A 22393-nucleotide genomic window follows, 5' to 3' on the forward strand; every position below is an offset into this window, starting at 1 on the left:
GCCGTCGGACTCCCGCCGTACGGCAGAACCTAGCGTCGCCGGTGCACGAGCCGTCCCGCGCACACGGTGGCGAGGCACGCGCCGTCCGCGTCGAAGACGGCGAGGTCGGCGCGGCCGGTCTCGATGATCGCGGTCGGCCGGGCCCGCGACAGCACGACGACGTCGCCCCGCTCGGCGGCGGCCCGGAGTCCGGGTGAGCCGACGTGTTCCGCGAGGACGGCCACCGCGCCGAGTTTCAGCACCGCGTGGATGCGCTCGCGGGGGCTCGGGGCGTCCGGCAGGGGGCCCTCGTGGAGGTGCGCGGGGCCGAGCACGCCGGGCCAGCGCCGGACGCGCGCGCCGGGGAACCGCCGCTCCAGCTCCGCGAGGGGCCCCACGCCCGCGACCCGGATGCCCTGGACGGCGACGGCGCCACCCTCGATCGGCTCCGGGTCGTCCCAGACGTGACGGACCTCGTCGGCCGCGTGGATCGTCAGCACGGGCCGGTCAGTTGGAGGCCAGCAGCTTGAGCTCGGGGTGCGCGGTGCCGCCCTCGATCGCGGTGGACGAGATGTGGGAGACGACCCGCTCGTCGACGGGGTCGTTCGCCGGGTCGTCGTGCACCACGAGGTGCTCGTACGTCGTCGCGCGCTGCGCCGGGACCCGGCCCGCCTTGCGGATCAGGTCGATGATCTCCAGGCGGTTGGAGCGGTGCCTGGCGCCGGCGGAGGAGACGACGTTCTCCTCCAGCATGATGGAGCCGAGGTCGTCCGCGCCGTAGTGCAGCGACAGCTGGCCGACCTCCTTGCCCGTGGTCAGCCAGGAGCCCTGGATGTGGCGGACGTTGTCGAGGAAGAGGCGGGCGATCGCGATCATCCGCAGGTACTCGAAGAGGGTCGCCTGGGTACGGCCCTTGAGGTGGTTGTTCTCGGGCTGGTAGGTGTACGGGATGAAGGCCCGGAAGCCGCCCGTCCGGTCCTGTACGTCACGGATCATCCGCAGGTGCTCGATGCGCTCGGCGTTGGTCTCGCCGGTGCCCATCAGCATGGTCGACGTGGACTCCACGCCGAGGTTGTGCGCGATCTCCATGATCTCCAGCCAGCGCTCGCCGGACTCCTTCAGCGGAGCGATCGCCTTGCGCGGGCGGGCGGGGAGCAGTTCGGCGCCGGCACCGGCGAAGGAGTCGAGCCCGGCGGCGTGGATGCGCCGGATCGCCTCCTCGACGGACACCTTCGAGATCCGCGCCATGTGCTCGACCTCGCTCGCCCCCAGGCTGTGGATGACGAGCTGCGGGAAGTCCTTCTTGATGGCGGCGAAGTGCTTCTCGTAGTACTCCACGCCGTAGTCCGGGTGGTGTCCGCCCTGGAACATGATCTGGGTGCCGCCGAGTTCGACGGTCTCCGCGCACCGGCGCAGGATGTCGTCCAGGTCGCGCGTCCAGCCCTTGGCCGTGTCCTTCGGCGCCGCGTAGAAGGCGCAGAACTTGCACGCCGTGACGCACACGTTCGTGTAGTTGATGTTCCGCTCGATGATGTACGTCGCGATGTGCTCGATGCCGGCGTACTGGCGGCGGCGCACGGCGTCGGCGGCGGCGCCCAGCGCGTGCAGGGGCGCGTCGCGGTAGAGGGCGAGCGCCTCCTCGGGGGTGATCCGCCCACCCTCGGCGGCACGGTCGAGGACGGACTGGAGGTCGGTCTTCTCGGTCACCGGGAGCGTCCCTTTCGTCAAGGGTTGTGGACGGACCCGGCCAGCCTACGCCAGCGCCTGCGACCGGCTCACCTCAGGCCGCGTACGCCCCCATCAGCACTCCGGCCCAGGCCCCGGCGATCAGGAACGGCCCGAACGGGATCGCCGTCCCGCGCCCGGCCCTGCCCGCGAGCAGGAGCACTCCGCCGTACAGCGCGCCGGACAGGAACCCGGCCAAGGTGCCCAGCATGAGGGTCGCCCAGCCGTACCAGCCGAGGACGGCGCCCGCGCCGAGGGCGAGTTTGACGTCGCCGAAGCCCATGCCGCCGGGGTTGACGAGATGCAGCACGAGGTAGCCGGCGCCGAGCGCGAGGGACCCCAGCAGGGCCGTCGTCCAGTCACCGGCGTGCTCGGGCAGCAGCGCGGCCACGCCGAGCAGGGCGAGGGCGGCGGCCGCGAGGGGCAGGGTGAGGGGGTCGGGCAGCCGCCTCACCCGCAGGTCGACGGCCGCGAGCAGCACCCCGACGGGCGTCAGCGCCAGCCACACGGCCAGCTCGGGCCGGACGCCGGTGGCGAGCGCCAGGCCGGCGCAGAGCAGCGCGGTGACGAGGGGGAGGCGGAGGGCGCCGGGGCCGTACGGCGGGTTCGTGCCGGGGCACGCCGGGCAGCGGGCGGCGCCGAGCCAGCCGCGCAGGGGGTGCCCGTCGGGGCAGGTGCGCCGCGGGCCGGGGTCGACGAAGCCGAGCTCCTCCCCCTCGTCGCCTTCCTCCAGTTCCACCGAGAACCGGTACGCCGCCCGTGGCAGCACCGCGCCCGTCGCCGCGCCCCACACCACGGCGAGGGCGATCAGCAGGGCGTCGATCGGTACGCCGGTCAAGGAACTCCACCCCCTGTCTCTTCGAGCCGTCCGCCGCCCGCCCCGCGCCGGACGGCGTCGCAGGCCGGTCCGGTCGGCACGGCCGGGGCCTGCCCCTACGGCTGGAGCAACTCCACCTTCACGTCGGCCGGGAAGCCCGTGGTCGGGCCGACGCGGCGGGCGAACTCGGTGACGGCCGCCAGCTGCGCGGGGCCGAAGCGGAAGTCCAGCGTGGTGAAGTACCGCTCCAGGACCTGCTCGTCGAAGGCCTCCCAGCGGGCCGCCTGCTCGGCGACCTTGGCGACCTCCTCCAGGGAGAGGTTGCGGGAGGCGAGGAAGGCCTCGTGGACCTTGCGGGTGATGACCGGCTCGCGCTCCAGGTAGTCCCGGCGGGCGGCCCACACCGCGAAGACGAACGGCAGGCCGGTCCACTCCTTCCAGAGCGTGCCGAGGTCGTGCACCTGGAGGCCGTACTTCGGGCCGTCCAGCAGGTTCGCCCGCAGGGCCGCGTCGCCGATGAGGACGGCCGCCTCGGCCTCCTGCATCATCAGGCTGAGGTCGGGCGGGCAGGTGTAGTAGTCGGGCCGGACGCCGTAGCGGTCGGAGAGCAGGAGCTGGGCCAGGCGCACGGAGGTGCGCGACGTGGAGCCGAGGGCGACGCGGGCGCCGTCCAGTTCCTCCAGGGGCACCTGCGAGACGATGACGCAGGACATGACGGGACCGTCGCAGCCGACGGCGATGTCGGGGAAGGCGACCAGGTCGTCGGCGTTCTTGAGGAACTCGACGAGGGTGACGGGCCCGATGTCGAGGTCCCCCCGCACCAGCTGCTCGCTGAGCTTCTCCGGGGTGTCCTTGGTCAGCTCGAAGTCGAGGAGGGTGCCGGTTCTCGCGAGCCCCCAGTACAGGGGCAGGCAGTTCAGGAACTGGATGTGGCCGACGCGCGGCCGGGTGCGAGAATTGTCCACATCGCGACGATAGACCCCGTCCGGTAGCCTGCGGAGTCCACCCCCTGCGACGGCAGACGTCAACCCCTTTCCCGGACCTTCAAACGTCCGGGTGACGTGATCTTGACCTCTGTTGCTTTCGGCTGCCCGCGTGCTAGGCTCGCCCGCAAGTTGCAGTTTGGTTTCCCTTGCAGTACAGAGCCTGCGGAGCATGTAACCGCGGGCTCTCGTCGTTTTCAGACGTATGCAGTTGTGCGGCACTAGCTTTCACGCTTGCAGGGTTCTGGAGCAGGGCAACCCTTTGGGCCCAAGGAGGGCTTATGGCTACCGGAACCGTGAAGTGGTTCAACGCCGAAAAGGGCTTTGGCTTCATCGCCCAGGAGGGCGGCGGCCCCGACGTCTTCGTCCACTACTCCGCGATCAACGCGCAGGGTTTTCGTTCGCTCGAGGAGAACCAAGCGGTCTCCTTCGACGTGACCCAGGGCCCGAAGGGCCCGCAGGCGGAGAACGTCACCCCCGTCTGATCGCACCACTCCCTGACGCAAGTCTCTGAGAGCAGTACCCAAGGAGCCCCGCGCCGCAAGGCGACGGGGCTCCTGCCTTTCCGCGGCGGCGGGTGCCGCACGCGCCGCGGCCTCCGCGCTGCCGCGGTCTCCTCGACGAAGCCGGTGGCCCTTCTGGTCGGCCGGAACGTTCGCCTCGGCCACGGTAGGCACCCCGGCCTCCACCGACACCTCGGAGTAGGGCTGGACACCGAAGGCCACCATCTGGCGAGCCACACGCAGGGCCAGATCAAGGTCGGGTGTCCGGAAGACGGGGTAAGCGACGTCGTTCGACATGGGAAGACTCTGCCACGGCCTCAAACGAAGAGATTTTCCCTTTTCCACCGCAGGACCGGCAAGGTCCAAACGGCATGCGCTAACCCTGCCCCGTCGACTCCTCCCCCGTCCCCCTGCCCGCCGCCGACGCACTCCCGCACGCCCCCGTCGCCCTCAGCAGGCGTCCGGCGAAGGTGTGGCAGGCCTGCTCGAAGCGCGGTCCTGCCGCGATGTGGAAGTCCGCGTCGAGGAAGGCCAGGTGGAGGAGCAGCCACTGCCAGGAGTCCAGGGAGAGGGTGACGCGGGTCCGGTCGGCGCCGGTGGCGTGGATCTCGGCGTCCTGGAAGCGCAGGGCGTCGGTGACGTCGGCGGCGGGTGCCTCAACCAGGATCTCGACCCGTTCCCTGCCCCTGCCGAGGCCCTGGCGGAGGTATTCCGTCGCCGACTCGGCCGGCAGCGGGCGCGGGGCGAAGTGCTCGCCGGTGCGCAGCGGGCCGGTGAGGCGGTCGAGGCGGAACACACGCCAGTCGGCCCGTTCGACGTCCCAGCCCAGCAGGTACCAGCGCAGGAGGTGGTGCACCTGCCGGTACGGCTCCACCCGCCGGTCCGTGCACCGGCCGCGGGCGTCGGTGTAGGCGAAGGTCAGGATCTCCCGGTGGGCAATGGCCTCGGCGACGGTGCCGAGCAGCTCGGCGGTGACGTGCGGGGCGTGCTGGGGACTGGTCTCCAGACCGGCCCGGATCGATGCGGCGCGGGGGCGCAGCCGGGCGGGCAGGAACTGGTCGACCTTGCCGTAGGCGCGGGTCGCGGCGTCGTCGATTCCGCCCTCCGTGGCCGGTCCGACGGCGGCCAGGGAGGCGAGCGCCAGCAAAGCGGCCACCACCTCGTCGTCGTCGAGGACGAGCGGCGGCATGGTCCGCCCGGCGGCGAGCCGGTAGTGGCCGCCGGGGCCCGGCCGGGTCTCGACCGGGTAGCCGTAGCCGCGCAGCCGGTCGACGTCCCGGCGCAGGGTGCGCGGGCTGACGTCCAGCCGCCGGGCGAGTTCCGCCCCGCTGAAGGGCCGACCGGTCTGGAGGGTCGACAGCAGGGCCAGCATGCGTTCGGTGACGTCCGCCATGACCGGATCCTCCCCACGGTTGCGGTCAGGATGTGGCCACATCCATTCCTAGCGTGTCAGACATGGCACACACCGCTGACGGAACTGCCCCGGAGCTGCACGTCACCCAGCACGGTGACGCCGCGCGGCACATCAGCCTGCGCCGCGCCCGCACCCACAACCTCGACGGCCTGGACCTCGACATCCCGCGCGACCGTCTGGTCGTCTTCGTCGGGGTGTCCGGTTCGGGCAAGTCGTCACTGGTGTTCGACACGATCGCCGCCGAGGCGGGACACCAGCTCAACGAGACCTTCCCGCCGTTCACCCGCAACCGGCTGCCGAAGTGGCCCCGCCCGGACGTCGAGCACATCGGCGGGCTGACGCCGGTGGTCGTCGTCGACCAGCGGCGGATCGGCGGCAACGCCCGCTCGACCGTCGGCACGATCACGGACGCGTGGACGTATCTGCGGCTGCTGTACTCGCGGATCGGCCGGCCGCAGGTGGGCGAGTCGAACCGCTTCTCCTTCAACGACCCCGCCGGCATGTGCCCGACCTGCTCGGGGCTGGGCGAGGTGGTGGTCAGCGCGGTCGAGCGCTTCCTGGACCTGGACCGCTCGCTCGCCGAGGGCGCGATCCTGCTGCCCGGCTTCGGCAACGGCGGCTACTGGTACTCCCAGTACGCCGACATCGGCGCCTTCGACCCGGACACCCCGCTGCGGCGGTGGAGCCCCGCGGAACGGGAGGCGCTGTTGTACGGCGGTGAGGCGGCGGCGCGGCTGGGCCGCCGGCCACCGGCCGGGTACGAGGGCGTCGTCGAGCGGTTCGAGCGGATTCATCTGCACACCTCCGACCATCTGTCGGACCGCAAGCGGGAGACGATCCGCCGTTTCACCAGGGCGCGGACCTGCCCGGAGTGCGGCGGTGACCGGCTGAACGAGGCGGCGCGGGCGGTGACCGTACGGGGCCGCACGATCGGCGAGGCGGCCCGCATGGAGATCACGGAACTGGTGGGCCTGGTCCGCGGGATCACCTCGGCCCGGGTCGCGCCCGTCGTCGAGGCGCTCACGGCCCGTCTGGAGGCGATGGACACGATCGGACTCGGTCACCTCACCCTCGCCCGGGCGACCCCGACGCTCTCGGGCGGGGAGTCGCAGCGGATCAAGACGGTCAAGCACCTCGGTTCCAGCCTCACCGGAATGACGTACGTCGTGGACGAGCCGACCGTGGGGCTGCATCCCACCGACGTGGAGTCGGTGATCAGGCTGCTGGAGCAGCTGCGCGACAGCGGCAACAGTGTGCTGGTGGTGGAGCACGATCCCGCCGTCATGGCGCACGCCGACCAGATCGTGGAGATCGGGCCGGGCGCCGGTGCGGCGGGTGGGCGACTGGTGTTCCAGGGGCCGTTCGCGGGGCTGTGGGGGGCCGGCACCCCGACCGGTCGCGCCCTGGCCCGGCGTCGGCCGCCGAGGCCCGAACCCCGTTGCCCGACGGGCCACTTCACCGTGGCGGACGCGCGCCGCAACAACCTGCGCGACGTCACCGTGCGGGTCCCCACCGGGGTGCTGACGGTCCTCACCGGGGTCGCCGGCTCCGGCAAGTCCAGTCTGGCAGGGGAGTTGGTGGAGCAGCATCCCGCGACGATGATCGACCAGCGGCCGGTGAGCACCAGCCGGCGCTCCACGCCGATCACGTACACGGGTGCCGCCCCGGCGGTCCGTGCCCTGTTCGCCCGGCGTAACCAGGTCCCGGCCGCCCTGTTCAGCGCCAACTCCGAGGGGGCCTGCCCGGACTGCAAGGGGCTCGGGGTCCTGTACACGGACCTCGCCTTCCTGGACGGCCAGGAGGTCGTCTGCGACACCTGTCACGGCCGCCGCTTCACCGCGGAGGCCCTGGCCCACACGGTGGACGGCCTGTCGATCGCCGACATCGACGACCTCACCGTGGACCAGGCCGTCGCCCGGCTCCCCGACCCGGCCGTCACCGACACCCTGCGCCCCCTCGCCGACGTCGGACTGGGATACCTGCGCCTGGGCCAGAGCCTGAACACGCTGTCGGGCGGGGAATGCCAGCGGGTCAAGATGGCCAAGGAGCTGCGCCGTGCGGACCGTCCGACCGTCTACGTCCTGGACGAGCCCACGACCGGGCTGCACATGGACGACATCGACACACTCCTGCACGTCCTGGACCGGCTCGTCGAGCGGGGCCACACGGTCGTCGTGATCGAGCACAACCTGGACGTCGTACGCCGGGCCGACTGGCTGATCGACCTCGGCCCCGGCCCCGGCCATCACGGCGGAACGGTCCTCTACGAAGGCCGGGTCACCGACTACACGGGCCGCTCGACACCGACCTGCCGAGCCCTGGCCTCGGACGACGTGACGGGCAGGGCTCCCACGGCCTGACGGGCGCCGCCCGGCAGGGCCGTCCGCGACAATGGGAGCCCGCGTTTCGCGGGACGGGACGCGACCGCACGGAACACGGAGGATCACATGGGCGACGGCGAGGAGACGAGCGGCGCTTCCGACGACTCCGGGGCCGCGGCCGCCGTACCGGTCGGCCTCGCGGCCGGGCTCGGGATCGGCACGGCCCTCGGCGTCACGCTCGGGCTGACCGTCTTCCACAACCTCGGCCTCGGCCTCTCCCTCGGCATGGGCCTGGGCATGGCCATCGGCGCCGGGGCCGGTACGGGCGTCGCGCGCGGGCGCGGGGAGACCGGGGAGACCCGGGAGTCCGGCGATTCCCCGGAGTGACGGGCCGGACCGGTGTCGGAGGGACCGGCTACGGTCCCGCGCATGACCGAAGCCCCCGATTTCCTCACCGCCACCCGCACCTTCTACGACGCCGTCGCCGAGGACTACGCCGACCGCTTCCGCGACCTGCACGCGAAGCTCCCCTGGGACCGGGCCGTGTTCGCGGTGTACGCCGAACTCGTCGGCCCCGGCGGGAAGGTGGCCGATCTCGGCTGCGGACCAGGGCGGGTGACCGGGCACCTCGCCTCGCTGGGGCTGTCCATGTCCGGCCTGGACCTGTCGGAGTCGATGCTGGCGGTCGCGCGGCGGGAGAATCCGGGGATCCGGTTCGAGCGGGGCTCGATGCTGGAGCTGCCCCACGAGGACGGCTCGCTGGACGGGCTCGTCTCCTGGTACTCGTCGATCCACACGCCTGTGGAGGAACTCCCGGGCCTCTTCGCCGAGTTCCGGCGCGTCCTGCGGTCCGGCGGCCACGCCCTCCTCGCCTTCCAGGTCGGCGACGAGCCCAAGCACCACGACCGGCCGTGGGGCCACCCGGTGTCCCTGGACTTCCACCGCCGCCGGCCGGAGGCCATGGCCGAGCTGCTCGCCGCGGCCGGTTTCTCCGTACGGTCCCGCACGGTCCGCGCCCCGGAGCCAGACCTCGACGAGAAGGTGCCCCAGGCCTACCTGATCGCCCGCGCCTAGCCGGCGGTCCTCCCCCGGGCGGCGAGCGGGAGCTCCGCCCACACCGTCTTGCCCACCTCCCGCTCGTCGACGCCCCACGTCCTCGCGAGCACGGCGACCAGCACCAGGCCCCGGCCGCCCTCCGCGTCCGGGTCCGTCACGATCCGCAGCCGCCGGTCGCCCCGCGCGTCGCTCACCTCGACGCGGAGGGTGTCCTCGGGGAGGAGCAGCAGCCGCAGCTCGAAGTCACGCCCCGGCACGCGGCCGTGCGTCACGGCGTTCGCCGCCAGCTCCGCGACGACGTGCTGCGCGGTGTCGTTGGCGTCCCCGCCGTACGGGTGCCCCCAGGCGTCGAGCTGCTGCGCCGTCAGCCGCCGGGCCAGCCGGGCACCCCGCGGCGTGGAGCTGAAACGGAGGGTCAGTTCCCCGAGGGGGGTGGAGGTCTGGGTGGAGATTTCGGAGTTCACATCACCGAGCGTGGCCCGTTGTCCCTACCCTGGCCAGGGGCGACTTGGCGACTCTCCGTAGCCGTACGACTGCGAGGAGGTGCGCGTACGGGGCGTCGGAGCGCTCACGGGCACGTGCGAAGGCGGTGGGGTGACATGCAGGAAGAACGCGAGCGGAGGCCGGAGACACCGGCGGAGTCCGACGGGACGACGGGACTGTTCACGGCGCTCGGCAAGATGCTGAAGCGGCTGCGTGAGCGGAAGGGGCTGACGCAGAAGGACTTCGGCGTGCTGGTCGGGTACGGCCCGGACGCCATCTCGTCGATGGAGCGAGGGGTACGGCTGATCCGGCCTGAGGTGCTGGAGAAGGCGGACGCCCTGCTGGACGCCGGGGGCATGCTCGCCGACGCGATCCCCGAGGTGCGGGAGGCGATGAGCAAGGTTCGGACGCGGCATCCGGAGTGGTACCGGGGGTACGCGGCGCTGGAGGCGGAAGCGCTGGAGCTGCACTTCTACGCCAATCACGCCGTGCATGGACTTCTTCAGACACCGGAGCACGCGCATGCCGTGTTCGCCAAGCGTCGGCCCTTGTTGAGCGAGGAGACGATCGGACAGCGGGTTGCCGACCGGCTCACACGGCAAAGGCTGTTCGAGCGCTGGCCCGCGCCAGTCGTCAGCTACGTGATCGAGGAGGTGGTGTTGGACCGGCCGATCGGCGGACGGAAGGTCCACCAGGCGCAATTGCAGCGGCTACTGACAGTAAGCGTCATGCGGAGCGTAGAGATCCAGGTAACGCCGACCAGGGTGGAGGAACACCCCAACCTGGGCAGTGCGTTCAACCTTCTGACCCCGAAGAAGCACACACAGGTGGCGTACACGGAAGCGCAGGGCTATCCCCGGCTGATCACGGACCCGGAAGAGGTCCGGAAGATCGCCGAACGCTATGGAATCATGCGGGCAATGGCTCTCTCGCCCAGAGAAACCCGCACGTTGATCGAGAAAAAGCTGGAGGAGCTATGAACAGCGAGAACCTCACCTGGTTCAAGTCCAGCTACAGCGACGGCGAAGGCGGGGATTGTGTCGAAGCCGCCTACACCTGGCGCAAGTCGACCTACAGCGACGGAGGCGGCGGCGAATGCCTCGAAGCCGCCGTCTGCCCCGCCGCCGTCCACGTCCGTGACTCCAAGAACCCCGGTGGCCCCGTCCTGGACCTCTCCCCCGCCGCCTGGGCCCGTTTCCTCCCCTACGGCAGCGGGTCCTCGTCCAGCACCGGCGGAGCGGCCAGCGCGGCCTCGTAGGCGTCGCGGGGGAACTCGTACGGGCCCATGGCCAGTTCCCCCCACTGCTCGCGGTACGACTGGCGGAAGGACGACCAGGTCACCGTCGTGGGGGTGACGGTGACCTTCGCCATGAGGGGCCAGCAGTCCCAGATGCCGCAGGAGCAGCCGAGGAGCGGCACGGTGTCCCCCGCCGTGCGGAAGTGGTCCTCGAACTCCGTTACGCCCAGCCCTTCGTGCTGGGTACGGACCTGCTCGGCGGTCTCCTTCTCGTCCTCGGCCTCGTCGTCGAACTCCCCCGCCAGCTCGGCCCGCCACAGCGGGTGGGTGGCCTTCCCGACGAGGGTGCGCAGGTCCGTCCCGTCGACGCGGATGCCCCACACCCGGTGGTCCGGGTGGGCGGGGCTGTCGGCCGACGGGTGGTGGAAGAACTCGATGGCGTTCACGACCGGCATCCTCCCCGGCCGTGAAGCCCCGCCGCGAACCCTTTACCGCGGGTACAGGCCCTCCACCTCGTCGGCGAAGTCCCGCAGGACCGCCTCGCGGCGCAGCTTCATCGAGGGGGTGAGGTGGCCCCCCGCCTCGGTGAAGTCGCGGGGCAGGACGGCGAAGCGGCGGATCGACTCGGGGCGGGAGACCAGCTTGTTGGCCTCGTCGACGGCGCGCTGGAGGATGCCGAGCAGTTCCTCGTCGTCCATGAGGAGTTCCGCCGGGACCGGGTGCTTGCCGTTCATCTGGCGCCAGTGGGTCAGGCCGGCGGGGTCCAGGGTGAGCAGGGCGGAGACGTAGGGGCGGCCGTCGCCGAGGACCAGGGCCTGGGAGATCAGGGGGTGCGAGCGCAGCCAGTTCTCCAGCGGGGCGGGGGCGACGCTCTTGCCGCCGGAGGTGATGATCAGCTCCTTCTTGCGGCCGGTGATGGTGAGGTAGCCCTCGTCGTCGAGTTCGCCGATGTCGCCGGTGGCCAGCCAGCCGTCGGGGGCGGCGGGGACGACTCCGCCGGCCGCCGGGTCCCAGTAGCCGCGCAGGACGTGGCCGCCGGCGATGAGTATCTCGCCGTCGGCCGCTATCCGGATCTTCGTGCCGGGCAGCGGCCAGCCGACGGTGCCGAGGCGGGGCTTCATCGGCGGGGTGACCGTGGAGGCGCCGGTCGTCTCGGTGAGGCCGTAGCCCTCGTAGATCTCGATGCCCGCGCCGGTGTAGAAGGCGGCGAGGCGGCGGCCCAGCGGGGAACCGCCGCAGATGGCGTGCCGGACCCGGCCGCCCATCGCGTTGCGGATGCGGCGGTAGACCAGCGGGTCGTAGAGGGCGCGGGCCGCGCGCAGGGCGGCGCCGGGGCCGCTTCCGCCCGCGTTGTGGGCCTCGACGGCCTCGCCGTAGCGGACGGCGGTGTTCACGGCGCGGTCGAAGGTGGAGACCCGGCCGCCCGCCTCCGCCTTCGCACGGGCCGTGTTGAAGATCTTCTCCAGCATGTACGGGATGGCGAGCAGGCAGGTGGGCCTGAACGCGGCCAGGTCCGGGAGGAGTTCGTCGGCCTTGAGGCTCGGGGCGTGGCCGAGGCGGACGCGGGCGCGGACGCAGGCGATGGCGACCATCCGGCCGAAGACGTGCGACATGGGGAGGAAGAGGAGGACGGACAGGTCGTCGGTGGAGGACTTGAAGACCGGGTAGAGCAGCTCGATCGCGTTGTCGACCTCGGCGAAGAAGTTGCCGTGGGTGAGCGCGCAGCCCTTGGGGCGGCCGGTGGTGCCCGAGGTGTAGATGAGGGTGGCCAGGGTGTCGGGGACCAGCATGCCCCGGCGGACGTCGACCTCGGCCTCCGGGACGTGCTGCTCGCCCAGTTCGGCGAGGCGGTCCACGTGGCCCTTCTCGATGATCCAGATGTGGTGCAGGTCGGGCAGCCGGTCGCGTTCGGGGCCGACGGCCGCCGCCTGTCCGACCGTCTCGGTGACGAGGGCGACCGCGCCGGAGTCCTGGAGGATCCACCGGGTCTGGAAGACGGAGGAGGTCGGGTAGACGGGGACGGTGACCAGTCCGGCCGCCCAGGCGGCGAAGTCGAGCAGCGTCCACTCGTATCTCGTCCGGGCCATGATGGCGATCCGGTCGCCCGGCATCAGCCCTTCCCCGATCAACCCCTTGGCCACGGCGAGGACTTCGGCGGCGAACTGCCGTGCCGTCACGTCCGACCACCGGCCCTCGGCGTCCCGGCGGCTGAGGACCACCGTGTCGGGGGCCGCCGCCGCGTTGTCGAACGGCAGCTCGGCGAGCGAGCCGTGCGTCGTGGGGCGCGCGAACACCGGCATCGCCGCCTCCCGCACGACGCCGTCCAGCCTGCGGGTCTCGGGTTCCACCAGGGCGGGGGGAGCGTCGTAGCCGGCGAAGGCCGGGGTGGAGGACGAGTACGGGGTGGACACGGGCGGCTCCCTGGGCGTGCAGCGACCGGACTGCTTGCTGCATTGAGGTACGTGCCTCGTGCGGCGAGGCGTTCAACCGGGACGGACCAGTGGAAAGGGGCTGCTCCCGGATCAGGAACGGGATCGTACGGGGCTGACGTGTGGGGCTCGTGCGGGTTCGGGGGTGTTCGTGGGCCGGGGCTGTGCAACCTCCGGAGCGGGCCCCCGGCGGCTTTACCGGCGGTAACCTTACTTCAGGGTAAGGATCTGGGAGAGGGGCAGCGGTGCAGAGGGAAGAAACGGAACCGGCCGGCCGGAGCGGGTCCCGCGGGCGGGAGGCGGACACCGTGACGACTGCGGCGCCCTCCGCTCCCCCGGCCCTCGGCCCGCTCCTCGCCCGCGGCGCGCTGCTGTCGCCCTTCAAGCGGCCCCGCCCCGGCGTCGCCTTCTCCGGCGGCCGGCTCACCCTGCCCCGGCTGCGCGTCGACCTGGCCCGGCTGGCCGCCTACGAGCGGGTGTGCGGCTTCCCGACCGGCGACGACGCCCTGCCCATCACCTACCCGCACGTCCTGGGTTTCCCCCTGGCCATGCGGATCATGAGCGGCCGCGCCTTCCCCCTCCCGCTGCTCGGCCTCGTCCACACGTCGGTCTCCCTCACCCGCCACCGGCCCCTCCCGGCCACGGGGACGTACGAACTCCTCGTCCACGTCGACCGGTTGGCCCCGCACCGGCGCGGCACGGAGGCGGTCGTCGTCACCGAGCTGCGGCAGGACGGGGAGCGGGTGTGGGAGTCGGAGAGCGCCTACCTCGCCCGGCACCGGACGCCGGGGCAGGAGGCCGGGCAGGCCCCGCCGAGCTCGGAGGGCAGGGAGGGCTCGGAGGGCTCGGAGGGCGGGGAGGGCGGGGAGGGCGCGGAGGGCCCCCTGCCGGTGGTGGACGAGTGGCGGCTCGGCACCGATGTCGGACGGCGCTACGGAGCCGTCTCCGGGGACCGCAACCCCATCCACCTCTCCCCGCTCACCGCCCGCCTCCTCGGCTTCCCCCGCGCCATCGCCCACGGCATGTGGACCGCGGCCCGCTGCCTCGCCGCCCACGGCACCCCGGACGCCGCACGCGTCCGCGCCGACTTCCGCGCCCCCGTCCTGCTGCCGGGCACGGTGGCCTTCGCGGCGGACGGACGGCGGTTCGAGCTGCGCGGGGCGGGCGAGGAGGGGCGCGTGCACGTGCGGGGACGGGTGGAGCCGGTGGCACCGGCCGGCTGAGCGTCCGGCGTTCAGGACTCCGCCGTTCAGAGCTCCGGTGTTCAGGACTCCGGCGGGGACCAGGGGCGGCCGGTCATCAGGTTGCCCAGGCCCGCCCAGGCGAAGTTCATCAGGGTGGCCGCCGCCTGGCGGGGGGTGACCGACTCGGTGGTGTTGGCCCAGGTGGCCAGGGACTCGGCGGCGCCCACCAGGGCCTCGGCCAGGCCCGCCACCTCCCGTTCGGGCAGGTCCGGGTCGCGGTGCGCCTCGCGGGCGGCGACCGCGATCAGCTGGGTCACGAACGCCACGATCTCCGCGCGCATCGCCGTGACCTCGGCGGCGAACGTCTCGCCGTGGGTGCGGGCCTGGATGTGCAGGACCGACCAGGCGTGCGGATGGCGGCCGGTGTGCGCGAAGAACGCCAGCAGGCCGTCCCAGAGCTGGCGGTCGGCCGTCAGCTCCGTGTCCACCCCCGCGCGCACCGCCTCGACGAGCGCCGTGGCCTCGCGCCGGATGCACGCGGTGAACAGGTCTTCCTTGGAGTTCAGGTACAGATAGACCAACGGCTTGGACACACCCGCCAGTTCGGCGATCTCGTCCATCGAGGCGACCATGTACCCGCGTCGCCCGAAGGTCTCCACGGCGGCGTCCAGCATCTGCTGCTCACGGACCGCGCGCGGCATCCGCTTGGTCTTCACGGCACCCATGGGAGGAAGAGTAGTGGGGGCGGAGAGCGGCGGTCAGCGCTTGGCGCCGGCCTGGAAGGTACGGCGCGCCCACACGTAGCCGACCAGGGCGAGCGCCGCGCACCAGGCGAGCCCCACGGCCGCGCTGGAGCCGATCGCGGTGCCGAGCCACAGGCCGCGCAGGGTCTCGATGACCGGCGTGAACGGCTGGTACTCGGCGAACCAGCGCAGACCGGCCGGCATGGACCCGGTCGGCACGATGGCGCTGCCCACGAACGGCAGGAAGGTCAGCGGCATCGGGATGTTGCTGGCGGTCTCCGGGTTCCTGGCGACCAGGCCGATGCCCGCGGAGAGCCAGGTGAGCCCGACCGTGAGCAGGGTGAGCAGGCCGAGGGCGGCGGCCCACTCCACGGGCGTGGCGTCGGGGCGGAAGCCCATCAGCAGGGCGGCCACGATGACGAGCGCGACGCTGGTCATCGTCTGGATCACGCCCGCGACGACATGGCCGGTCAGGAACGAGGCCCGGGAGACCGGCATCGTGCGGAAGCGGTTGACGATGCCCTCGGTCTTGTCGACGCACACGCTGATCGCGGTGGTCAGGGCGCCGGAGGTGGCGGCCATGAGGATGATGCCGGGCGCGACGTAGTCGATGTAGTCGCCGCCGCCGGTGGGCAGACCGCTGATGCCGGCGCCCAGGGCGTTGCCGAAGACGTAGGTGAACAGCAGCAGCATCATGAGCGGCATGATGACGACGGTGAGCGTCAGGGACGGGTAGCGCAGGGCCTTCTTGAGGTTGCGCCGCAGCATCGTCCTGGAGTCCCGGGCGGCGTAGGACACGGTGGCCATCAGACGTTCTCCCTCGGTGATACGGCGGTGCCGGCGGAGCGGGCGGTGCCGGCGGGGCGGGCGGTGCCGGCGGCAGGGTCGGCGGGGCGGGGACTGCCGGTGAGGGTCAGGAAGACGTCGTCGAGGTCGGGGGTGTGCACGGTGAGCGACTCGGCCCGGACCGCGGTGGACTCCAGGGTGTCGAGGACGGCCCGCAGGTCGGGGACGGAGCCGTCGCTGGGGATCTGGAGGGTGAGGGAGTCCTCGTCTCGGGTGCCGACGCCGAAGGCGGCCGCGGCGGCGTCCAGGCCCCGGACGTCGGCGAAGCGCACCCGGACGTGCCCGCCGGGGATGCGCCGCTTCAGCTCGTCGGGGGTGCCCTCGGCGATCAGCCGGCCGTGGTCCAGCACGGCGATCCGGTCGGCGAGCTGGTCGGCCTCCTCCAGGTACTGCGTGGTCAGGAAGATGGTCACGCCGTCGTCGGCGACGAGGCCGCGGATGATCTCCCACATGGTGCGCCGGCTGCGCGGGTCGAGTCCGGTGGTGGGCTCGTCGAGGAAGATGATCCGCGGCTCGCCGACCAGGGTCATCGCCAGGTCCAGCTTGCGCCGCATGCCGCCGGAGAAGGTGACGGCCGTCTTGCCCGCCACCTCGGACAGGTCGAAGCGGCGCAGCAGGTCGGCGGTCCGCCGCCTGCCCTCGCGCCGGTCCAGGTGGTGCAGGTCCGCCATGAGGAGCAGGTTCTCCTCCGCGGTCAGCAGGTTGTCGACCGCCGAGAACTGGCCGGTGACGCCGATCACGGTGCGCACCGCGTCGGCGTCCCGGGTCAGGTGGCGGCCCGCGACGCGGGCCTCGCCCGCGTCGGCGTCGATGAGCGTGGAGAGGATCTCCACCGTGGTGGTCTTGCCGGCGCCGTTGGGCCCGAGCAGCGCGAAGACGGTGCCTTCGGCGATGCTCAGGTCGATGCCGTCGAGCACGAGCTTCTCGCCGTAGGACTTGCGCAGTCCGGTGGCGGTGATCGCCGGTGCCGTCCCGTTCACGGCGGCCGGCGCGGACGTCTGCGTGGAGGTCATGCCGCTTCCCTTTCCGGGGTGGGGAGTTGGGGTGCGCGGGGTCAGGCGCGGCGGACGAGGATGTCGCCGGCGCCGGTGCGGGCGTGCACCTCGACGGTCTCGTCGGAGTCCCCGGGGCCGTCGGCGGAGCCGAGCGCGTTGCGCACGGTGCCGAACTTGGTGGTCACGTCGAGCCAGGCGGCGGTGCCCTCGTGGATGCCGACCTCGACGTCACCGACGGAGGTGCGCAGGTCGACACGGCCGCGGGTCACGTCGCCGACGCGGATGCGGCCGTTGGAGGAGACCGCCTCGACGCCGGCGTGGGCGACGCCGATCTCGATCCGGCCGTTGGCGCACTTGGCGTCGACGGTGCCGTGCGCGACGGCGACGGAGATGTCGCCGTTGGCCGCGCCGGCCTTCAGGGCGCCGGTCACCTCGCCGATCCCGGTCGCGCCGTTGCCGTTCTTGACGGTCGCCGCGCCGGCGACCGTGCCGACCTCGATCCGGCCCGCGCCGACGACCTCGACGTCCCCGCTCGCGCGGGTCAGGCGGATGTCGCCGAGGTCGGTCCGCAGGGCGGCGCCGGCCACGTCGTCGGCCTGGAGGTCGCCGAGCGAGGTCCTGAGCGTGACGTCCCCGAGGCGGCCTTCGCAGAAGAAGCCGCCCATGGCCGTGGTGCCCCGGACGTCCGACCCGGCGGGCAGTTCGATGCTCACCTCGACGGCGCCCGGCTTGCCGAACAGGGACCGCTTCTTCGGGGTCCTGACCGTCAGGCGGCCGCCCGAGCAGGTGACCTCGGTCTGCTGCACGGCGCGTACGTCGTTGTCGTCGGAGCCGTTGCGCGGCAGCACCTCCACGACCGTGTCGGTGCGCTTGCCCGCGGTGATGCGGGCGGTGCCGACCTCCAGCTCGAGGGTGACGGAGATCGGTTCGGGGGTCTCGAAAGCAGGCATGGCTGTCCCGTCCTCTTGGCTCGGTTGGATGTTCCCGCTGGTGGGGCGGGTGATGAGTGACGTCGGCGGATCGGCGATCCGCCGTGAAAGGGGTGGCGCCCGGTGGCCGGCGGGATGGCGCGGCGTGGCCGGTGCCGGCCGGTGCGGGTCTAGCGGACCCAGCCGGTGAAGCCCCGGCCACCCGGCTCCTTGCCGTGGCCCGGCGGGGTGGCGCGCTCGCCGCCGTCCAGCGCGGTGGACACGGCCCGCACCAGCCAGGCGTTGACCGACAGGCCCTCCGCCGCCGCGGCGTCCTCGGCGCGGGCCTTGAGGTGGGCGGGGAGACGGAAGTTGATCCGCGCCATGGCGCCGTCGTCGGCGTCCGCGGGCGGCGGGGCGGGCGCGGCCGGGGCCGCGAGCGGCTCCCGGACCTCGCGGAACGGCTCGGCGGCGGGCGGTGCCGTCACCACGAACTCCGGGTCGAGTCCGCGCAGTCGTACGTCGACCGAGCCCGGCGCCAGCTCCCGCGTGACCTCGCCCATGGCGGCGGACAGCGCGTTGAGGAGGGTCAGGCGGGCGGCGGACTCCAGGGGGGCGGTGAGCCGCTCGGCGAGGGCGCGGGCGTCGTCGCCGCCGGCGTTCGCGGCGACGGCCAGCTCGTGCCGGAGGTTGTCGACGTAGGGGGTGAGGTCCATGACGCCATCATGGCACACAAATGGCGCCATGGGCGAGATGCATTGGCACCTCTTTGGCGCGAGCGGCCCTGAGCTGTCATTTCTCTCGAAAATTGGCACCCTCGGACGCCGCCGTCGCACACCGGGAGACCGATGACAGTCCGCCATGGCGCCACAGTGGCACCACCCGAGCCACGTATCCGACACCACCCGGGCCGCACACCTGGCATCGCCGCACGGGGCACGGGGGACGGGGGACGGGCACGGGACGGCCGCAGAGGCGCGTGACACGCACGGGCACATGCGAACGGGCCGCGGTCCCGGCCTCAGCCGTTCACCGCAGCCCGCACGGTCCTGCCCGTCGGAAAGGGACGCCTACGAAGGCTGGCCCTGGGCGTGGGGGGAGTCGACCGCCTCGTCCTCCTGGGAGCGGCTGGACTCCAGGCCCGCCTTCATCCGGTCCACCCTGCGCACCACCGTCTCCGAGGCGCGGTCGCGCTCCTTGCGCAGCAGGACGAAGCTGATCGGCGCGGACAGCACCAGCGCGAGCAGCACGATCCACATGCCGTTGGAGTCGCCCAGGCCACGCGGGAAGACGCCGAGGTAGACGAGTCCCCAGACGGCCGCGAAGCAGCCGACGAAGACACCGAGGCGCATCAGCGTGTAGCGGAGCATCTCAACCCACTCTTCCGTCTCTGGGCCCCCCACCGGGGGAGGTGAAAAGGTCCCGAAGGTCCCCATCCGGCACCGTCCAGTGAAGCACGCCCGGCTTCCGGCCCCGCAGCGGGGGCGGGCCGGGGGCCGTCAGCCCAGCGGGAGCAGCATCGTGATGTCGTCGCGGTCGTCGCCCGGCGCCACCCTGATCGCGCCCGGCACGCGGCCGACCTCCTTGTAGCCGCAGGACGCGTAGAAGCGCTCCAGGCCGAGACCGCCCCGGCAGGTGAGCCGTATCGCGTCCACGCCCTCGAAGGTGCGGGCCGCGTCGGCGGCGGCGGCGAGCAGCTCGCGGCCGTACCCCTTGCCCTGGTGGCGCGGGTGCACCATCACCGTGTACAGCCACAGCCAGTGGGTCATCAGGCGGTGCGTGTTGAAGGTGAGGAACGCGGTCGCCGCCACGTCGCCCTCCTCGTCCCGTCCGACGAGGAGGCGGGTGCGGCCCTCGGCCATCTGCACGAGGTGGCGGACCAGTTCCGGGCGGACGGTCTCCCGCGTGACGGGCGGTACGAAACCCACCGCCCCGCCCGCGTTGGAGACGTCCGTCCAGAGGTCCAGGAGGCCGTCGCGCAGGTCGGGGGTGAGGGCGGGATCGAGGGTGAAGGTAAGGGACACGGATGGATGGTAATCCTTACCCTCAGGAGGGAGCACGTGCGGGTTCGCGTGCGGATTCGCGTGCGCTGGCCCGGGGGAGCGGGACGTGGCGGGTGCGGGCCCGGTGGGGGCCGGCCGCGCGGTTCCCCGCGCCCCCGGGTGGGACCGCTCACCCCCGTTCACGGGCAGGACCGGCCCGCGGGTTCGCGGGCCGGTGCCGCTGCGTCAGACGCGCATCGGCTGGGGGGAGTCCCTGCGGGCGGGGTCCGGGGCGTCGTACTCGCGGATGATCTCGTAGCGGGTGTTGCGCTCCACCGGGCGGAAGCCCGCGTCGCGGATCAGGTCCAGGAGGTCTTCGCGGGTCAGCTTGCTGGGGGTGCCGTAGTTGTCGGCGTCGTGGGTGATCTTGTACTCGACGACCGAGCCGTCCATGTCGTCCGCGCCGTGCTGGAGGGCCAGTTGGGCGGTCTGGACGCCGTGCATGACCCAGAAGACCTTCACGTGCGGGACGTTGTCGAAGAGGAGGCGGGAGACCGCGAAGGTCTTGAGGGCCTCCGCGCCCGTCGCCATCTGGGTGCGGGCCTGAAGGCGGTTGCGGATCTTGCCGTCCTTCATGTCCACGAAGTCGTGCTGGTAGCGGAGCGGGATGAAGACCTGGAAGCCGCCGGTCTCGTCCTGGAGTTCGCGCAGCCGCAGGACGTGGTCCACGCGGTGGCGGGGCTCCTCGATGTGGCCGTACAGCATGGTGCTCGGGGTCTTGAGACCCTTCTCGTGCGCCAGGCGGTGGATCCGCGACCAGTCCTCCCAGTGGGTGCGGTGGTCCACGATGTGCTGCCGGACCTCCCAGTCGAAGATCTCCGCGCCGCCGCCGGTGAGGGACTCCAGGCCGGCGTCGATCAGTTCGTCGAGGATCTCGGACGCCGACAGACCGCTGATCGTCTCGAAGTGGTGGATCTCCGTGGCCGTGAAGGCCTTCAGCGACACGTTCGGCAGGGCGGCCTTCAGCTCGCGCAGGGAGCGCGGGTAGTACCGCCACGGCAGGTTCGGGTGCAGGCCGTTGACGATGTGCAGCTCGGTGAGGTTCTCCGACTCCATCGCCTTCGCGAGCTTGACGGCCTCCTCGATGCGCATCGTGTACGCGTCCTTCTCCCCCGGCTTGCGCTGGAAGGAGCAGTACGCGCAGGAGGCCGTGCACACGTTCGTCATGTTGAGGTGCCGGTTGACGTTGAAGTGGACGACGTCGCCGTTCTTGCGCGTCCGCACCTCGTGCGCGAGTCCGCCCAGCCAGGCCAGGTCGTCCGACTCGTACAGCGCGATGCCGTCCTCGCGGGTCAGCCGCTCACCGGCCCTGACCTTCTGCTCCAGCTCGCGCTTGAGCCCGACGTCCATGCCCCTACCTCTTCCGTTCGCCCTGAGACAGACTTCGTCAACCGTACGCCCCGACACCGCCGGACCCGGCCCGCGGCCCCGACCCGCGGCCCCGGCTGCCGGACCCGACCGCCGGACCCGGTCGTCAGACCTCTTCCGGAAGCTCCCCCACCCGGTTCTCCCACTTGGTGGAGAGCACGATGGTGGTACGGGTCCGGGACACGCCCTTCGTCCCCGACAGCCGGCGGATGATCCGCTCCAGCCCGTCGACGTCGTTCGCCCGCACCTTGAGCATGAACGAGTCGTCGCCGGCGATGAACCAGCAGTCCTCGATCTCGCCGAGGTCCTTCATCCGCGCGGCCACGTCCTCGTGGTCGGCGGCGTCGGAGAGGGAGATGCCGATGAGGGCGGTGACTCCGAGGCCGAGCGAGGCGGCGTTCACCGTGGCCCGGTAGCCCGTGATGACGCCGGCCGCCTCCAGCCGGTTGATGCGGTCGGTGACGCTGGGTCCCGACAGGCCGACGAGACGCCCCAGCTCCGCGTACGAGGCCCGGCCGTTCTCCCTCAGGGCCTGGATGAGCTGCCTGTCCACCGCGTCCATGCGATCGAGCCTTCCGATGAAGAGGTCTGAGAGGTCTGAGAGGTCTGAAGAGTTACTGGAGTCGTGCGAGGTGGTGCCGGTGGCGCTGTTCTCCGGCGCGGCCTCAGGCGGGACGGGCGCCGCCGCCGAGTTCGCCCTTCCAGCGGCGGTAGAGGCCGTGCCCCACGCCCGCCGCGTCGAGGACCCGGCCGGCGACGAAGTCGACCAGGTCCTGGATGTGGGTGGCGCCCGCGTAGAAGGCCGGGGAGGCGGGCACGACGCTCGCGCCCGCGTCGTCCAGGGCGACGAGGTGCCGCAGCGTCTGCCCGTTCAGCGGGGTCTCCCGGACGGCGACGACGAGCGTGCGGCGCTCCTTGAGCGTCACACTGGCCACCCGCTGGAGGAGGTCCTTGGACAGTCCCAGCGCGACGCCCGCCACGCAGGCCGTCGAGGCGGGCACGATCAGCATCCCCTTCGCCGGGTACGACCCCGACGACGGCCCCGCCGCCAGGTCACCGGCGGCCCAGTACCGCACGGCGTCCCCTTCGACGTCGACGTCGAAGGCGTCCGGCTTGCCGTCGGCGCCCCGCGCGAGCCAGTCCCGCAGGTCGTCCCGCCAGTGCGCGTCCCGGAAGGAGATCCCCGTCTCGTCGAGCAGCGTGAGCCGCGAGGCCCGGCTGACGACCAGGTCGACGCTCTCGCCCCCGGCGAGCAGCGCGCGCAGCACGGCGGCGGCATACGGCGTCCCGGACGCCCCGGACACCCCCACGATCCAAGGCACGCGCTGCGTTTCTCCTGCGTTCACACCTTGAGCGTACC

25 protein-coding genes are annotated in these 22393 nt (G+C 72.3%); 7 read left to right on the forward strand and 18 right to left on the reverse strand.

Translation table 11 applies throughout. From position 1 onward, the window contains the following. Positions 1-29: 29 nt before the first annotated feature. The 4 genes from ACH4N1_RS15320 to ACH4N1_RS15335 form a co-directional block, all read right to left on the reverse strand. Complete coding sequence (locus ACH4N1_RS15320) at positions 30-479, reverse strand: imidazolonepropionase-like domain-containing protein (protein ID WP_398097391.1); 450 nt, start codon at positions 477-479, stop codon at positions 30-32. Between the two features lie 7 nt (positions 480-486). Continuing rightward, complete coding sequence (gene mqnC / locus ACH4N1_RS15325; protein WP_398097393.1) at positions 487-1686, reverse strand: cyclic dehypoxanthinyl futalosine synthase; 1200 nt, start codon at positions 1684-1686, stop codon at positions 487-489. 73 nt (positions 1687-1759) lie between these two features. Beyond that, complete coding sequence (locus ACH4N1_RS15330; protein ID WP_398097394.1) at positions 1760-2542, reverse strand: prepilin peptidase; 783 nt, start codon at positions 2540-2542, stop codon at positions 1760-1762. 95 nt (positions 2543-2637) lie between these two features. Then, positions 2638-3486: a menaquinone biosynthetic enzyme MqnA/MqnD family protein gene (locus ACH4N1_RS15335; RefSeq protein WP_398097396.1), complete on the reverse strand. Its 849-nt coding sequence runs from the start codon at positions 3484-3486 to the stop codon at positions 2638-2640. 299 nt (positions 3487-3785) lie between these two features. On the opposite strand from ACH4N1_RS15335, the gene ACH4N1_RS15340 reads away from it, so the two are divergent. Then, a complete protein-coding gene (locus ACH4N1_RS15340; RefSeq protein WP_073499902.1) occupies positions 3786-3989 on the forward strand; it encodes a cold-shock protein in 204 nt (67 codons plus the stop codon). Between the two features lie 394 nt (positions 3990-4383). Here the strand turns inward: ACH4N1_RS15340 and ACH4N1_RS15345 are convergent, their stop codons facing one another. Further along, positions 4384-5400, reverse strand: coding sequence for a helix-turn-helix transcriptional regulator (locus tag ACH4N1_RS15345; RefSeq protein WP_398097398.1), 1017 nt, complete (start codon positions 5398-5400; stop codon positions 4384-4386). 62 nt (positions 5401-5462) lie between these two features. Here ACH4N1_RS15345 and ACH4N1_RS15350 point away from each other — a divergent pair, with 62 nt between their 5' ends. The 3 genes from ACH4N1_RS15350 to ACH4N1_RS15360 all read left to right on the forward strand — a co-directional run bounded on the left by ACH4N1_RS15350 (position 5463) and on the right by ACH4N1_RS15360 (position 8816). Further along, on the forward strand, positions 5463-7781 hold the full coding sequence (locus tag ACH4N1_RS15350; RefSeq protein ID WP_398097399.1) for an ATP-binding cassette domain-containing protein: 2319 nt from the start codon (positions 5463-5465) through the stop codon (positions 7779-7781). Between the two features lie 87 nt (positions 7782-7868). Further along, positions 7869-8129: a hypothetical protein gene (locus ACH4N1_RS15355; protein ID WP_398097400.1), complete on the forward strand. Its 261-nt coding sequence runs from the start codon at positions 7869-7871 to the stop codon at positions 8127-8129. 42 nt (positions 8130-8171) lie between these two features. Beyond that, positions 8172-8816, forward strand: coding sequence for a class I SAM-dependent DNA methyltransferase (locus tag ACH4N1_RS15360; RefSeq protein ID WP_398097402.1), 645 nt, complete (start codon positions 8172-8174; stop codon positions 8814-8816). On the opposite strand, the gene ACH4N1_RS15365 is transcribed toward ACH4N1_RS15360, so the two are convergent. Further along, positions 8813-9262, reverse strand: coding sequence for an ATP-binding protein (locus ACH4N1_RS15365; protein WP_398097403.1), 450 nt, complete (start codon positions 9260-9262; stop codon positions 8813-8815). The two genes, ACH4N1_RS15360 and ACH4N1_RS15365, sit on opposite strands and share 4 nt — an antisense overlap. 135 nt (positions 9263-9397) lie before the next feature. Between ACH4N1_RS15365 and ACH4N1_RS15370 the strand changes: the two genes are divergently transcribed. Next, on the forward strand, positions 9398-10261 hold the full coding sequence (locus ACH4N1_RS15370) for a helix-turn-helix domain-containing protein (protein ID WP_398097405.1): 864 nt from the start codon (positions 9398-9400) through the stop codon (positions 10259-10261). Next, positions 10258-10539 carry a DUF397 domain-containing protein gene (locus ACH4N1_RS15375; RefSeq protein WP_398097406.1) on the forward strand — a complete coding sequence of 94 codons (282 nt, stop codon included), beginning with the start codon at positions 10258-10260 and terminating at the stop codon, positions 10537-10539. Before ACH4N1_RS15370 ends, ACH4N1_RS15375 begins: the two co-directional genes overlap by 4 nt. On the opposite strand, the gene ACH4N1_RS15380 is transcribed toward ACH4N1_RS15375, so the two are convergent. Beyond that, positions 10485-10973, reverse strand: coding sequence for a hypothetical protein (locus ACH4N1_RS15380; RefSeq protein WP_398097408.1), 489 nt, complete (start codon positions 10971-10973; stop codon positions 10485-10487). The two genes, ACH4N1_RS15375 and ACH4N1_RS15380, sit on opposite strands and share 55 nt — an antisense overlap. Positions 10974-11006: 33 nt before the next feature. Beyond that, entirely contained in the window at positions 11007-12929 is a 1923-nt protein-coding gene (locus ACH4N1_RS15385) for an AMP-dependent synthetase/ligase (RefSeq protein WP_398097409.1), read from the reverse strand. A 326-nt stretch (positions 12930-13255) separates the two neighbouring features. Here ACH4N1_RS15385 and ACH4N1_RS15390 point away from each other — a divergent pair, with 326 nt between their 5' ends. After that, positions 13256-14170 (forward strand): MaoC family dehydratase, encoded by a 915-nt coding sequence (locus tag ACH4N1_RS15390; protein ID WP_398097411.1) that lies wholly within the window; start codon positions 13256-13258, stop codon positions 14168-14170. A 41-nt stretch (positions 14171-14211) separates the two neighbouring features. On the opposite strand, the gene ACH4N1_RS15395 is transcribed toward ACH4N1_RS15390, so the two are convergent. The 10 genes from ACH4N1_RS15395 to ACH4N1_RS15440 all read right to left on the reverse strand — a co-directional run bounded on the left by ACH4N1_RS15395 (position 14212) and on the right by ACH4N1_RS15440 (position 22355). Beyond that, entirely contained in the window at positions 14212-14856 is a 645-nt protein-coding gene (locus tag ACH4N1_RS15395; protein WP_398097413.1) for a TetR/AcrR family transcriptional regulator, read from the reverse strand. A 33-nt stretch (positions 14857-14889) separates the two neighbouring features. Beyond that, complete coding sequence (locus ACH4N1_RS15400) at positions 14890-15681, reverse strand: ABC transporter permease (protein WP_398097414.1); 792 nt, start codon at positions 15679-15681, stop codon at positions 14890-14892. Then, positions 15681-16733: an ATP-binding cassette domain-containing protein gene (locus ACH4N1_RS15405; protein ID WP_398097415.1), complete on the reverse strand. Its 1053-nt coding sequence runs from the start codon at positions 16731-16733 to the stop codon at positions 15681-15683. Before ACH4N1_RS15405 ends, ACH4N1_RS15400 begins: the two co-directional genes overlap by 1 nt. 41 nt (positions 16734-16774) lie before the next feature. Further along, entirely contained in the window at positions 16775-17665 is an 891-nt protein-coding gene (locus ACH4N1_RS15410) for a DUF4097 family beta strand repeat-containing protein (RefSeq protein WP_398097417.1), read from the reverse strand. A gap of 149 nt (positions 17666-17814) precedes the next feature. Beyond that, a complete protein-coding gene (locus ACH4N1_RS15415; RefSeq protein ID WP_398097419.1) occupies positions 17815-18339 on the reverse strand; it encodes a toxin-antitoxin system HicB family antitoxin in 525 nt (174 codons plus the stop codon). 354 nt (positions 18340-18693) lie between these two features. Further along, positions 18694-18993, reverse strand: coding sequence for a DUF4229 domain-containing protein (locus ACH4N1_RS15420; protein WP_398097420.1), 300 nt, complete (start codon positions 18991-18993; stop codon positions 18694-18696). A gap of 129 nt (positions 18994-19122) precedes the next feature. Continuing rightward, complete coding sequence (locus tag ACH4N1_RS15425; protein WP_398097421.1) at positions 19123-19647, reverse strand: GNAT family N-acetyltransferase; 525 nt, start codon at positions 19645-19647, stop codon at positions 19123-19125. Positions 19648-19851: 204 nt separating this feature from the next. Then, the gene (gene mqnE / locus ACH4N1_RS15430; RefSeq protein ID WP_398097422.1) at positions 19852-21015 is read right to left on the reverse strand and encodes an aminofutalosine synthase MqnE; all 1164 of its coding nucleotides are present in this window, start codon (positions 21013-21015) and stop codon (positions 19852-19854) included. A 124-nt stretch (positions 21016-21139) separates the two neighbouring features. Beyond that, entirely contained in the window at positions 21140-21595 is a 456-nt protein-coding gene (locus ACH4N1_RS15435) for an Lrp/AsnC family transcriptional regulator (protein ID WP_363088921.1), read from the reverse strand. 103 nt (positions 21596-21698) lie between these two features. Next, on the reverse strand, positions 21699-22355 hold the full coding sequence (locus tag ACH4N1_RS15440; protein ID WP_398097549.1) for a UbiX family flavin prenyltransferase: 657 nt from the start codon (positions 22353-22355) through the stop codon (positions 21699-21701). Positions 22356-22393 lie beyond the last annotated feature (38 nt).

The organism is Streptomyces sp. NPDC017202 (genome assembly GCF_044331705.1).
Classification (GTDB): Bacteria; Actinomycetota; Actinomycetes; order Streptomycetales; family Streptomycetaceae; genus Streptomyces.

Coding starts and splice junctions, on each gene's coding strand:
- ACH4N1_RS15340 (WP_073499902.1), top strand. CDS start 3,786: ATGGCTACCGGAACCGTGAAGTGGTTCAACGCCGAAAAGGGCTTTGGC.
- ACH4N1_RS15345 (WP_398097398.1), bottom strand. CDS start 5,400: ATGGCGGACGTCACCGAACGCATGCTGGCCCTGCTGTCGACCCTCCAG.
- ACH4N1_RS15350 (WP_398097399.1), top strand. CDS start 5,463: ATGGCACACACCGCTGACGGAACTGCCCCGGAGCTGCACGTCACCCAG.
- ACH4N1_RS15355 (WP_398097400.1), top strand. CDS start 7,869: ATGGGCGACGGCGAGGAGACGAGCGGCGCTTCCGACGACTCCGGGGCC.
- ACH4N1_RS15360 (WP_398097402.1), top strand. CDS start 8,172: ATGACCGAAGCCCCCGATTTCCTCACCGCCACCCGCACCTTCTACGAC.
- ACH4N1_RS15370 (WP_398097405.1), top strand. CDS start 9,398: ATGCAGGAAGAACGCGAGCGGAGGCCGGAGACACCGGCGGAGTCCGAC.
- ACH4N1_RS15375 (WP_398097406.1), top strand. CDS start 10,258: ATGAACAGCGAGAACCTCACCTGGTTCAAGTCCAGCTACAGCGACGGC.
- ACH4N1_RS15380 (WP_398097408.1), bottom strand. CDS start 10,973: ATGCCGGTCGTGAACGCCATCGAGTTCTTCCACCACCCGTCGGCCGAC.
- ACH4N1_RS15395 (WP_398097413.1), bottom strand. CDS start 14,856: ATGGGTGCCGTGAAGACCAAGCGGATGCCGCGCGCGGTCCGTGAGCAG.
- ACH4N1_RS15400 (WP_398097414.1), bottom strand. CDS start 15,681: ATGGCCACCGTGTCCTACGCCGCCCGGGACTCCAGGACGATGCTGCGG.
- ACH4N1_RS15405 (WP_398097415.1), bottom strand. CDS start 16,733: ATGACCTCCACGCAGACGTCCGCGCCGGCCGCCGTGAACGGGACGGCA.
- ACH4N1_RS15410 (WP_398097417.1), bottom strand. CDS start 17,665: ATGCCTGCTTTCGAGACCCCCGAACCGATCTCCGTCACCCTCGAGCTG.
- ACH4N1_RS15415 (WP_398097419.1), bottom strand. CDS start 18,339: ATGGACCTCACCCCCTACGTCGACAACCTCCGGCACGAGCTGGCCGTC.
- ACH4N1_RS15420 (WP_398097420.1), bottom strand. CDS start 18,993: ATGCTCCGCTACACGCTGATGCGCCTCGGTGTCTTCGTCGGCTGCTTC.
- mqnE (WP_398097422.1), bottom strand. CDS start 21,015: ATGGACGTCGGGCTCAAGCGCGAGCTGGAGCAGAAGGTCAGGGCCGGT.
- ACH4N1_RS15435 (WP_363088921.1), bottom strand. CDS start 21,595: ATGGACGCGGTGGACAGGCAGCTCATCCAGGCCCTGAGGGAGAACGGC.